This is a genomic window from Streptomyces venezuelae (genome assembly GCF_008642295.1).
GTDB classification, from domain to species: Bacteria; Actinomycetota; Actinomycetes; order Streptomycetales; family Streptomycetaceae; genus Streptomyces; species Streptomyces venezuelae_C.
In genome coordinates this window covers 4408248-4420546 of sequence record NZ_CP029190.1, presented here as the reverse complement: position 1 = coordinate 4420546, position 12299 = coordinate 4408248, and the positions used below count along the sequence as shown (strand labels likewise).

Here is a 12299-nt window from a genome sequence, read left to right as displayed (position 1 = left end):
TGCCGGCACAACCTTCAGGAGACCCCCATGACCACCGCCACCGCCACCGCCGCCACCCCGCAGCAGCTGATCGCCGACTCCCGCGAGCGGATCGACGCCATCGACGACCGGATCATCGGGCTGATCCAGGAGCGGATGGCCGTCTCGGCCGTGATCCAGGAGGCCCGGATCTCCTCCGGCGGACGCCGGGTGCACCTCTCGCGCGAGATGGAGGTGCTCCAGCACTGGAGCGACGCCCTCGGCAAGCCGGGCACCTCACTGGCCATGACCCTGCTGGAGCTGTGCCGCGGCCGGGTCTGAACCGGGCTCGCGGGCGCCTGTTCGTCACCCGTCCGGGCCGTGACCGCCCCCGGCGGCCTTCGTTGGTGAGGTTGTCACGCGTGGCTCCGTCGGAGCGGTGAGACGTACGGCCCGTGGTGCGTGCGTCGTGGGACCCCGTTCCGGCGCGTGACCGGACGGCAGGGGACAGCGGCCCGGTCACCATGAAGGACGGCCGGCTTCGGGGACGCCCGAGGCCGGCCGTTCTGTGTCCGCCAGCGTCGTCCGCTCGGCGTCGTCTGTCAGCGTCCCGTGCGCCGTACGCCGCGGCGCAGCGCCACCCCGCAGGCCACCGCCAGGGCCGCCACCAGGGCCGTCAGGCCCGCGCCGGAACCGGTGGCGGCGAGCCCGCCGCCCGTCGCGGCCGGGGCGGGAGCGGGGGCCGCACTGCTCGCCGACGCGCTGCGGCCGGGGCGCGGCGTGGATGTGGCCGTGGCCGTGGTCGTGGCCGGGCCCGGAGTCGGGCGGGTGCTCGGCCCGGTGGTCGTGGTCGGGCCGGTGGACGGTCCGGGCGAGCCGGGTGCGGTGCCGGAGTGCAGGACCAGCGCGGAGGTGTTGTTCTCCGCCTTCGGGTCGGTGGTGTGGGACCCGATCGGGTTGCCGTCGCTCTCGTACGGGCCCACCGCGACCCGGCCGGCGGACTCGGTCAGCGCCTGCTCGATCTTCAGGCCGAAGGCGAAGGTCCGCACCTCGTCCTCGCGTACGGCGGTCCGGCTGCCGCACCGGAAGACCTGGGCCTTCGGGTCGGTGCCCGGGGGCCGCACGGCACCCAGCTCGGTGCAGCCCGGCGGGGTCGCCACGGCCCGGGCGCCGCGCGGGAGGACCACCTCGACCAGGGCGTACGGGACGGGCTTGGCGGGGTCCGGCGTTCCGGCCCAGGCGGGGCCGCGGTTGCGGTAGCCGACCTCGGCGCGCACGGTGTCGCCGACCCGGCCGTCGACCGTGGCGCCGATGGCTGCGAAGTCGGCGGTGTTGGACACCGTGAGCCGGGCCCGGCGGGTGTGGTTGCCGGGGTCGCGGTCGGTGTCCGCGGCGGTGTCCGCGGCGTAACGGTCGGACCGGGGTGCCGGGTCGGTGGCCGGGTCGGTGGCCGGTGCGGGTGCCGGTGCGGTGGTGGCTGCGGCCAGGTCGAGGGTGGTCCCGCCGGGTGCCTGCCCGCCGAAGGCGGCAGCCGCCGGCGCCGGGTGGAAGCCGTAGACGAGCTCCTCGTCCTGCGCCTGCCCGGCGGCCCGGAGGGTGAGCGGCCCGCTCAGCCGGTAGCTCGCACCGGCCTCGTAGCTGCCGGGGAAGGTGCAGGTGGTGACCGCGTCCCAGGCGCCGGGGACGGTCCGGCAGTTCCGGTAGCGCTCGACGAACTCCAGCCCCCGGGTCCCCTTCACCACCAGCTGTACGCCGTTCGCGGCGGCGGTGCCGCGGTTGGTGAAGGCGAAGAGCGCCGGCTGACGGTCGCCCGGCCGGAGGCCGGTGGTGCGCAGCGGCAGCTCGTGCACGGCGAGGTCCGGGCCGGGCGCCGACGCGGGATCGGCCGCGTGTGCCGGAACCGGGGCAGCCAGGGCGAGGGCCAGCAAGCCCGTCACGGCCGGCAGGGAGATGGGTCTCATGCCGAGGTGGACCTCCGACCAGGGCACGGAGTTGCCCCGGCCGGTGCGTGACCCAGGTCACGTACGGGCGGAAACGAGGGCGGGACCGCGCTCCCCCTCCGAGCGCGGTCCCCGCCGATCGCACCTAAGTGACCGGCGATCGGCCCGGAAGGTTGCACGGAGGGCCGCGAGTTTCGGATGTGACCTGCCCCACATACCGGAGGGTGCAACTCCGCTGTGGGGTCGCCGGTCTCGCCAGACATGAGAAAGCAACTGTCCCTGCTGGCTGCGGCCGGCCTGATCGCCCTCGGGTCGGCCGTGCCGGCCGGTGCAGCGGAACCCCAGTACATCCTCACCGGCCAGCCGGAGGTGTTCCTCAAGCCCTACCCGCAGTCCGGCAGTCCGGCGTCCTCCCGGATCGGTTTCGGCGTGAGCTACGTGATCCCGGAGACGCCCGAGGACATCCCCTTCGACGTCACCTACCGCCTCGATCTGAGCAGGCTCCAGGGCATCGCCGAGGCCACCCTGCCCGCCGGCTCCGAGAACAAGGGCTGCACCCTCACGGGCACGACCGTGGTCTGCGAGAAGAAGCAGAGCCACCCGGTCCGGGACGGCGTGGCCGTCCTGAACCTCACGGCGGCCAAGGGGACCAAGGGCGGCGAGACCGCCGAGATCACGGTGACCGGCGCCGCGGCCGGCACCACCTTCGCCCCGCGCACGGCCAAGGTCACCGTGTCCGACGGCCCGGACCTCGCCGTGGCGGACTTCCCGGTCGGCACCAAGCCCAGGGTGGGTGAGCAGCAGTCGCTGCGGCCGGCCTTCACCAACAAGGGAACCAAGCCGGTCACGGCCGTCCGGATGACCTTCCAGGCCTCCCGCGGCCTGGACCTGTCGGGCCGGTACGGCAACTGCACCGCCACCGAGCAGTCCCACCTGTCCTGCACGCTGGTGGGCGACTTCCTCCCGGGGGTCACCTACGAGCTGTCCTCCGACACCCCCGTCGGACTCAAGGCCAACACCCGCGCCTACCGGGAGACCCTGGACCACTCGGTCCACGCGGTACCCGCTCCGGCATCACCGGGGGCCGGCCCGCTGCTCAAGGCCGTCCCGCGGACGGCTGCGCTGCGGGCTGCGGACGGCGGGGACGTGAACCCCGAGGACAACGCGCGCCGGGTCCGCCTCTCGGTGGAGAACACCGCCGACCTGTCCGCGGACGAGACGGTGCTGGCGGGCAAGCCCGGCGAGACGGTCAAGGCCCGGCTGGGCTTCCGGAACAACGGTCCGGCCTGGATCGACCACTCCGTCGACGACCCGGAGAACCCCGGATCGCCGGTGGCCTTCCTCGACGTCCGGCTTCCCGAGGGCGTCTCGGTGGTCAAGAAGTCCACGGCCTGCGAGACCAGGACCGACCTGCCGAACGGCGGCACCCGCCACCTCTGCCGGAGCGGGACCTCCCTCTCCGAGAACGCCAAGGTCGGCTTCCCGTTCGAGCTGAAGATCGACAAGGCCGTCAAGGGCGCGAAGGGCTCGGTCACGGTCCTCGGCGACGAGCACGGCTACAGCCTCCCCGCCTGGGACCGGAACCCGGCGAACAACGCCGCCGCCATCACGGTGGACACCGCCGGCACCTCGCCGTCCCCGGGCACCTCGCCCAGCCCGGGCACCAGCCCGTCCCCGGACGCCGGCACCCCGACGCCCACCACCTCGGCCTCTCCCTCGGCTTCGGCCTCGTCCTCGTCCTCCGGGACGCCCACGCCGGTGCCCGCCGCGGGCGGCAGCGGCACCACGCCGCAGGGCGGCCTGGCCGACACCGGCAGCTCGGTGCTGCCGGTCGCCGTCGGCGCGGCCGTGATCGCCGTGACCGGAGCCGCGCTGTTCGCGGCGTTCCGCCGCCGCGCCGGCCAGGCGTAACACCCCGGCCGGCCTCAGGACTGCGGCTGTCGTTTCGGCGGTACCTCCGGGACCGCCAGGAACGGCAGCCGCAGCGCGCCGAAGGCCTCCTTCGGGACCGCCGGGGAGACCGGCTCCACCGCGGCGAGCCGCTCGTACGCCTCGCCCTGGGCCGGCCGCGGATCCGCCTCGCCCTTGTTCGGCCAGTACGACATGGCCCGCTCGGCCTGCGCGGTGATGGTCAGCGACGGGTTCACCCCGAGGTTCGCGGAGACCGCCGAGCCGTCCACCACCGAGATGCCCGGGTGTCCGTACAGCCGGTGGTACGGGTCGACCACGCCCTCCTCCGGGGAGGCACCGATCGGGCAGCCGCCCAGGAAGTGCGCGGTGAGCGGGGTTCCCATCAGCTCGCCGACGTTGCTGCCGGGGAAGCCGCCTATCTCCTCGGCGAGCAGGGTCGCCGCCCGGGTGGCCTCCTCGATCTGGGTGGGGTTGGGCGCGCCGTGCCCCTGGCGGGCGGTGAGCAGGCCCTTCCCCACGCCGCCCGGTTTGCGGTAGGTGGTCAGGGAGTTGTCCAGTGACTGCATCACCAGGCCGATGATGGTCCGCTCGGACCAGCGCCGGTTGGAGAGCGAGCGCAGCAGCTGGACGGGGTGGGTGGCGGTGCGGGCGAGCCAGGCCGCCACCCGGTGCCGGCCGTAGGGGACCTGGAGGATCGTCAGGAAGCCCATGGCGTTGGAGCCCTTGCCGTAGCGGACCGGCTCGATGTGCGTGTCCGCGTTGGGGTGCACGGAAGAAGTGATCGCCACGCCGCGGGTGAAGTCGGCCCGCCGCTCCGAGCCGTGCCGCCTGCGGTAGCGGCGGTCGTCGGTCTGCGCGCCGACCAGGCCTTCGGAGTTGGTGCGGGTCAGATCGCCCAGCCGGTCCGAGAGCCGCGGGAGTTCACCGCGGTCCTTCATGGTGTGCAGCAGGGTCTGGGTGCCGTACGTGCCGGCGGCGAGGACGACCTGGCGGGCCCGCAGCACCTTCGCCTTGCCGCGGCGGCGGTTGTCGGTGGGGACGGTCCGGACCCGGTAGCCGCCCTCGGGGTGCTCGGCGAGGGCGGTCACGGTGGTCATGGGGTGGATGGCGGCGCCGGCCCGCTCGGCGAGGTGCAGGTAGTTCTCGTTGAGGGTGTTCTTGGCGCCGTGCCGGCAGCCGGTCATGCACTCCCCGCACTCGGTGCAGGCCTTGCGGGCGGGACCGGCACCCCCGAAGTAGGGGTCCGGGACCTCGCCGCCGGGGCGGGCGGTGGCGGTGCCGTCGGCGTCGTCCCCGTCGCCGAAGAACACCCCGACCGGGGCCATGTGGAAGGAGTCCCCGACGCCCATCTTCTCGGCGGCGGCCTTGAGGTGCACATCGGAGGGGGTCATGGTCGGGTTGAGCCGGACCCCGAGCATCCGCTTGGCCTGGTCGTAGTAGGGGGCGAGCTCCTCCTGCCAGTCCGTGATCCCGGCCCACTGCCGGTCCCGGAAGAAGGCCGGCGGGGGCACGTACAGGGTGTTGGCGTAGTTGAGCGAGCCGCCGCCGACCCCGGCGCCGGCCAGCACCATCACCTTGCCGAGCAGGTGGATCCGCTGGATCCCGTACAGCCCGAGGGCGGGCGCCCACAGGTAGTTCCGGAGGTCCCAGGAGTTCCTGGGCAGACTCTCCCGGCTGAACCGCCGGCCCGCCTCCAGCACGGCGACCCGGTAGCCCTTCTCGGTCAGCCGCAGGGCCGACACCGAACCGCCGAATCCGGATCCGACGACGATGACGTCGTAGTCGTACTGGTGCTCGTACCCGTTGTCGAACGACACTGCCGCGCCTCCTAGGGGGTGTCCGGTGGATCAGGGCCGGATAAGCCCGGGTCGTCTGGTGCCGTGGATTGCAAGGCGGAGGAGGGAGCCCACGCGGTGGGGGCACCTCCCAGCGGTAGCTGGGGGACGTCGGCGACCGACGACAACGCGGCAAGCCGCGGTGCTGGGGTCCCCCCGGACGGAGTCTGGGGGAGGGCCGGGCCCGGCCATGATCCGCCGGGCACCCCCTAGCGCATGCGAAGGGCCTTCATGGCCTTGAGGCTGCGGGTCATGAACGCGGCGTACCTGTCGTCGTCCATGCCGAGCGAGGGCGCCATCGGCAGCAGGCGCTGGTGGGCGATCGTCTGCGCCTCGGTGTACTTGAGGATGCCCTCGGAGCCGTGCCGGCGGCCGAGACCGGAGTCCTTCATGCCGCCCATCGGGGACTGGACGCTGCCATAGGCGGGCGCATAGCCCTCGTTGATGTTGACGGTGCCGGTGCGGAGCCGGGCGGCGACGGCGTGGCCGCGCCTGGCGTCCTTGGTCCAGACGCTGGAGTTGAGGCCGTACGCGGTGGCGTTGGCCTGCGCGATGACCTCGTCCTCGTCGGTGAACCGGTAGACCGAGACGACCGGGCCGAAGGTCTCCTCGGCGCACACCGCCATCGGCGCCTCCACCCCGTCGAGGATGGTGGGCTCGTAGAAGAGCGGGCCGATGTCGGGCCGGGCGACCCCGCCGGCGACCAGGGCCGCGCCCTTTGCCACGGCCTCGTCGACGTGCCGCTGTACGGTCTCCAGCTGGCGCTCGCCGACCAGCGAGCCCATGTCCGCGCCGTAGGCGAGGGCGCCGCCGAGCCGCATGGCCTTGGTGCGGGCGGCGAACCGCTCGACGAAGGCGTCGGCGATCGAGGCGTGCACGTACAGCCGCTCGATGGAGATGCAGAGCTGGCCCGCGGAGGAGAAGCAGGCACGGACGGCGCCCTGGGCGGCCTTCTCTATGTCCGCGTCGTGCAGCACGAGCATGGCGTTCTTGCCGCCGAGTTCCAGGGAGACCCCGACCAGGCGGGCCGCGGCGCCCTGGGCGACCTCCCGGCCGGTGCGGGTGGAGCCGGTGAAGGAGACGTAGTCGGCGTGCCGGACCACCTCGGGGCCGACCACCGGTCCGTCGCCCAGGACCACCTGGAAGACCTCGGCGGGCAGCCCGGCCTCGATCAGCAGGTCGCGGGCCCACAGGGCGGTCAGCGCGGTCTCGGTGTCGGGCTTCATGACGACCGCGTTGCCGGAGACGAAGGCGGGCAGCGCATCGCCGACGGACAGCTCCAGCGGGTAGTTCCAGGGGGCGATCTGCCCGACCACGCCGCGCGGCTGGCGCAGCTCGGTGACCTTGGTGAGGGTGGGCATCGCGCCGGCGTGCCGCTTGGGGCGCAGGTAGGCGGGGGCCTTGCGCCCGTAGTGGCGGGCCGCGACGGCGACGGCCTGGACCTCTTCGTGGGCGTGCAGCCGGGCCTTGCCGGTCTCCAGCTGGATCAGGTCCAGGACCTCGGCCTGCCGGGAGAGCACCAGGTCGTGGAAGCGGAGCAGGACGGCGGCCCGCGCCCGGACCGGTACGGCGGCCCAGGCGGCCTGGGCGCCGCGGGCCCGCTCGAAGGCGGTCTCGACGTCCTCGGGGGTGGCCTCGGGGAGGTCGGCCAGCTTCGCCCCGGTGAAGGGGGTGTGGTTGGCGGTCCGGCCGGAGCCGATCACCCCGCGGGTCAGCCGGGCGACCAGGTCGGGGGTCACCACGTCGGCGGCGGTGCGCGCGCCGGCCGGGGCGGCGGCGACCGGATTGGTGAATTCAGGGGTGGCCGGGGTGGCGGGGGCGGTGGCCGGGGCCTGCGAGTCCGTCATGCGGGTGAGCGTATTCCCCGGGGAACCCTTTGGGTACCCGCCGGTAACCGGAATTTGAGTTTTCCGCCAGCGATCGCTGGCAGGGTCCGGCAGGGTCGGTGGGCGGCGTCAGCGGGAGGCGGGCGGCTGCCAGCCGCTGAGCACCGTGTCGAACTGTGTGCGCATCGTGGACCAGTCCGATGCCGGGCCGGCCATGTAGACCGCGTACTCGGAGCCGTTCGGGGCCACGTACATCTGGTCGATGGCGCGGCGCGGGCCCGGGTGGTCCTTCTTCTCCTGCCAGCTGAACTCCCAGAGGGCGGCCTGGGTCTGGCCCTGGAAGGTGTTCGGCTGCAGGGACACCCGGGTGTAGGCGGACCGGGCGCTGACCTGCTTCTCCAGGTCGAGCAGGTGGGCGTACGGGTCCCGGTAGTCCGGGGTCGGGTCGACGCTGATCCGGATCCGGTGGTTTCCGTTGTCCGGGGTGTAGTCGATCTGGTCCCCGAACTTCTGGCGCTTCCAGCCCTGCGGAACGAAGAGGGTGAACCCGGCCGGGTCCTTGACCCGGGTATAGCCCGCCGGGGCGGTGGCCTGCTCGCCGTCCTTGGAGGTGCCGGTGTCCTTGCCCGTGCCCTTGTCCGTGCCCTTGTCGGTCCCGGTGCCCGTTCCGCCGGCCGTCGCGCCGTTCGCGGTCTTGGACCTGTCGCCCTCGCTGTTGCCGTCGAGGTACTTCATCACTCCGAGGGCGCCGCCACCGCCGAGCAGTGCGGCCAGCAGGGCCACGATCGCCCCGCGGCGGAACCGGCCCTTGGGGTGGCGGTTGCCGTGGCCGGCCACCGGACCGGGGTCGGCCGGGCCGGGCATCCGGGCGGTGCCGCTGCCGGTGGTGCCGGTGAATCCGGTGGTTCCGGCGGTGCGGCCGGGGTCGGTGCCGGGGCCGGGGCGGCCGGCGGTGCGGTCCGGGGCGGGCGCGGTTTCCGGGCCGCCCGGGTACCCCCCGGCGCGCTCGGATGCGGCAAGGGACTGCGTCGGGACGTACTCCTGGGCCGCCTTCGGCTCCCGGCCCTCCATCGCCTCCATCAGCATCCGCTCCGCCTCGGCGGCAGAAGGCCGCTGGGCCGGGTCCTTGAGCAGCAGTGCGGTGATGACCGGCCCCAGGGCGCCCGCCTGCCGCGGCGGCGGGGGCGCGTCGTTGACCACGGCCGCCAGGCTGGAGATCGGGGAGGTCCGGCGGAACGGCGAACGGGCTTCGACCGCGGTGTAGAGGGTGGCGCCGAGGGACCACAGGTCGGAGGCCGGATCAGGGGCCCCGCCCGTGACCCGCTCGGGCGCCAGGTAGTCGATGGAGCCGACGAGTTCGCCGGTTCTGGTGATCGAGGTGTCCCCTTCGATCGCGGCGATGCCGAAGTCGGTGAGCAGCACCCGCCCGTCCTTGGCGAGCAGTACGTTGCCCGGCTTCACGTCCCGGTGCAGCACGCCCACCGCGTGCGCGGCGCGCAGGGCCCCCAGCACGTGCAGGCCGATCCGGGCCGCCTCCCGGGGTTCGATCCGCCCGGCCGCCTTGGCGGCATCGGCGAGGGAGGGGCCGTCGATGTACTCCATGACGATCCACGGCCGGTCGTCGTGCTCGAACACGTCGTGCACGGTGACCACGGCCGGGTGCGCAATACGGGCGGCGGCCCGCGCCTCCTTCTGCGTACGGGCGTGCAGAACGGCCCGGTCGGCCTCGGCGACGTACAGACCGGCCGTCAGTTCCTTGACCGCCACCGTCCGGTGCAGCAGTTCGTCGTGCGCCCGCCAGACCTTGCCCATGCCTCCGCGGCCGATGGGCTCGACGAGCCGGTACCGGTTCGCGAGTACGTCGCCCTCGCCTGTCCTGTGTTCCACGAAACCCCGCCGCTCTCTGCACTTCGGACGCCAGGTTACGGAGCCCACGGCTGTGGGCGGGACCAAGCGGGGTCGGTGAGACAGCACTGTGACGCAATTGCCGTAGTGACGGTGGATCAGACGGTGTCACGGGGTGCTCAACGCCCCAGTCTGTAACTCCCCGTGGCCTTTGCGTGCACTTCGGTGACCTTCTCCTGACCGTCTTGCGGGCCGAGCACCATCACCACGTGGTAGCGGCCGGCGAGCGCGGCGACGTGGTTGCGGACGTAGAGGCTGCGGCCGGTGGCATCGGTCCAGGTGTAGGTGCCCTCGGCGGTCAGCTTCTGGCCCACCTTGGTCTGCCGGGTGCCGGTGGAGGTGGCCCAGGTGGAGGACCGGAAGGGTTCCAGCTCGCGCTCCTTGTCCTTCTGGTAGGCGAGCGGGTCCGGGTTCCCCTGGATGGCGTCCCGCCCGGGAACCACGATCAGTTCGTAGTCGCCGTTGGAGTAACGCACCTGACCGGAGTCGTTCTTGGCGGTGCGCTCCCAGCCTGCCGGGACCAGCACCTCGAAGCCCTCTGGGTCCTGGGCGAGGGTGTAGCCGGGCGGGGCGGAGGCGCTGCCCGCGGGCGGGGTGCCGGCGGCGGTGCCGGTGTCCGGGGAAGGCTTGGACTCGGGGCCGGTGGAGGCCTGCGGTGCGGCACTGCTGCCTCCGCTGCCTCCTGAACCGCCGCCCGGATCGGGGGACTTCGCCCCGTTCTGCCCCTGGTTCCGGGTGGGCGTCGGGGCGGATCCGGAGCTGCCGGCCGGGTCCTGGTCGGCCTTGGGCAGGAAGAGCATGGCGAAGGCGATGAGGGCGGCGAGCGCGAGCAGGATGCCGAGCAGCAGGCTCCGTCCGAGCGAGCGCGCGCTGCGGGGGCGGCGCGATCCGCTCTCCTGGCGGTGCCGCCCGTGGTGCACCTCGCCCCGGCGCCGTACGACGGGCAGCCGTGCGGGGTCGGCGGCGGGCAGCGCCACCGGGTCCTCGCCCTCGGGCTCCGGAGCCGACCGGACGAGCGACCGCAGCCAGCCGCGCAGTTCCTCGAACTCGGGTCGCTCGGTGGGGTCCTGGCGCAGCAGGGATTCGACCACCGGACGCAGCGGCCCGCATTCCTCGGCGAAGGCCGGCGGCTCGGCGCACACCATCTCGACCAGCTCGTGGGTGCTGTCCTCGGGGTAGGGGGCGTGGCCTTGTACGGAGCGGTAGAGGAGGGCGCCGAGCGCCCACAGGTCCGTGGCCGGCCCGACCGGCGCGGCAAGCTGCCAGGTGCCGTGCACGGGGCGGGCCTGCTCCGGGGACCACCGCTCGGTGACGGCCCCGACCACGGCGATCCGGGTCTGCCGGGCCCGCTCGGCCGCGAGCCCGCGCCCGGGTCCGGCCTCGGCACCCCAGCCGGACCGCGCGGGCGCGGGGACGGGGGCGGGCACGAGCTCCGGCTCAGGCTCACGGGCCGGGGCGGTGGCCGGGGTGGTGGCCGGTTCCGGCAGGTACGGCTGCTGTCCGGCGGCCCGATCCTCGGCCTGCCGGTAGCCCTGTGGGAGGGCGAGCTGCGCGGGCAGGGCGGCGGGGCGGGCGTACGGAACGGGGGGCACCCCGATGGGTGCCGTCTGCTCCGCCTCCGGACCGCTCCCGGCCCGGGCGTCCTGGCCCGGCTCCTGACCGTGGTCCAGGTCCTGGTGCGGGTCCACGTGCTGGTCCGGGTGCTGGTCCACGTGCTGGTCCACGTGCTGGTCCACGTGCTGGTCCGGGTGCTGGTCCGGGTGCTGGTCCACGTGCGGCGCGGCCGGGAGCGCGGTGCGGCGCGGGGTGGCTCCGTGCCAACTGCCGCCGGCGGCCTCCGGACCGCCGCCGTACGGGTACGAGTACCCCTGCGGCACCTTCGAGCCCCGGGGCCGCGCTTCGGGCTGCCGGTCGGGGCCGGCGCCGCCGGCCCGGCGCTCCTCGGTGACCCGCGCCGCGGCCTGCGCCCCGGCACGGTAGGCCGCGACGGCCCCGGCACGCGCGGCGGCCTTCAGGTCGGGCCGGTCCTCGGCCCGCTGCCCCGGGGTGATCCGGTCGGCGTACACGGGCCCCTGTCCGTCGTCCGGGCGCGGCCGGTCGGCCGCCGGCCCGGCCGGAGCCGGACCTTCGGCAGGACGGGGAACGGCGGGCGCCGGCCAGGGCGTTCCGGCCGGCCGGTCGACCGGACCGGGCGGAACACTCGGCGGCACTTCGGGCAGGTCCAGCGCGGGCACCGGGTCATAGCCGCAGAGCGCCTCTTCGGCGGCACCCGCGGCCAGGCCGGTCAGGACCACCCGGCCGTCATCGCATATCAACACCGTGCGCACCGTGATGTTGCGGTGGGTCCAGCCGTGCGCGTGGAGGACGCGCAGAGCGGTCAGCACGTCCGAGGCGACCTCCGCGGCCCGGTACGGGCTCAGCGGTTCGTCCGCGATCAGTGCCGCCAGCGGTCGTGCCGGTATCAGTTCGCTGACGATCCACAGCGAGCCGTCCTCGGCGAAGACGTCGAAGACCTGGTCCAGCCGCGGATGGTCCGGAATCCGGGCCGCCGCCTGCGCCGCCTCGATGGCACGCCGGACCGCCGGGAGTTCGGCGAGTCCGGACGGGTCCCGGCGGGCCGGGGCGGGCCGGCCGCCGTCCAGCAGTTCGGCGTCCACCACCTCCGGCAACGGCACCTGCCGGATCAGCACTTCCTGCCCGCTGCGGGTGTCGAAGGCGCGGGTCTCGATCAGTTCGTACGCATCGGACGGCGGCAGCGGCAGACGGTAGCGGTCGGCCAGGATGCGCCCCGCGTAGTCCTCCACTTCGCCTCCCCCGAGCCGAATTCACGTGCGAACGGGGCATGTTCCCCCATGACCCCGCTGACACGATACGTCCCACACCCGGCCTGCGTCCCGGACCTGGCGAGGTCTGCCCCGGCCGGG

At 74.1% G+C, this 12299-nt stretch carries 7 protein-coding genes; 2 read left to right on the top strand and 5 right to left on the bottom strand.

The features are described from left to right. The first annotated feature begins 27 nt into the window (after positions 1–27). Positions 28–300 (top strand): chorismate mutase, encoded by a 273-nt coding sequence (locus DEJ50_RS19835; RefSeq protein ID WP_150209295.1) that lies wholly within the window; start codon positions 28–30, stop codon positions 298–300. Positions 301–560: 260 nt separating this feature from the next. On the opposite strand, the gene DEJ50_RS19830 is transcribed toward DEJ50_RS19835, so the two are convergent. Continuing rightward, positions 561–1919 (bottom strand): hypothetical protein, encoded by a 1359-nt coding sequence (locus tag DEJ50_RS19830; protein ID WP_150209294.1) that lies wholly within the window; start codon positions 1917–1919, stop codon positions 561–563. A gap of 240 nt (positions 1920–2159) precedes the next feature. On the opposite strand from DEJ50_RS19830, the gene DEJ50_RS19825 reads away from it, so the two are divergent. After that, positions 2160–3809 carry a hypothetical protein gene (locus tag DEJ50_RS19825; RefSeq protein WP_150209293.1) on the top strand — a complete coding sequence of 550 codons (1650 nt, stop codon included), beginning with the start codon at positions 2160–2162 and terminating at the stop codon, positions 3807–3809. Between the two features lie 14 nt (positions 3810–3823). On the opposite strand, the gene DEJ50_RS19820 is transcribed toward DEJ50_RS19825, so the two are convergent. From DEJ50_RS19820 to DEJ50_RS19805, 4 genes are all read right to left on the bottom strand, one after another. After that, positions 3824–5626, bottom strand: coding sequence for a GMC oxidoreductase (locus DEJ50_RS19820; RefSeq protein ID WP_150209292.1), 1803 nt, complete (start codon positions 5624–5626; stop codon positions 3824–3826). Between the two features lie 227 nt (positions 5627–5853). Continuing rightward, entirely contained in the window at positions 5854–7491 is a 1638-nt protein-coding gene (locus DEJ50_RS19815) for a succinic semialdehyde dehydrogenase (RefSeq protein ID WP_150209291.1), read from the bottom strand. A 108-nt stretch (positions 7492–7599) separates the two neighbouring features. Continuing rightward, positions 7600–9357 (bottom strand): serine/threonine-protein kinase, encoded by a 1758-nt coding sequence (locus tag DEJ50_RS19810; protein ID WP_150209290.1) that lies wholly within the window; start codon positions 9355–9357, stop codon positions 7600–7602. A gap of 137 nt (positions 9358–9494) precedes the next feature. Then, positions 9495–12179 carry a protein kinase gene (locus DEJ50_RS19805; protein WP_150209289.1) on the bottom strand — a complete coding sequence of 895 codons (2685 nt, stop codon included), beginning with the start codon at positions 12177–12179 and terminating at the stop codon, positions 9495–9497. Positions 12180–12299 lie beyond the last annotated feature (120 nt).

Coding starts and splice junctions, on each gene's coding strand:
- DEJ50_RS19835 (WP_150209295.1), top strand. CDS start 28: ATGACCACCGCCACCGCCACCGCCGCCACCCCGCAGCAGCTGATCGCC.
- DEJ50_RS19830 (WP_150209294.1), bottom strand. CDS start 1,919: ATGAGACCCATCTCCCTGCCGGCCGTGACGGGCTTGCTGGCCCTCGCC.
- DEJ50_RS19825 (WP_150209293.1), top strand. CDS start 2,160: ATGAGAAAGCAACTGTCCCTGCTGGCTGCGGCCGGCCTGATCGCCCTC.
- DEJ50_RS19815 (WP_150209291.1), bottom strand. CDS start 7,491: ATGACGGACTCGCAGGCCCCGGCCACCGCCCCCGCCACCCCGGCCACC.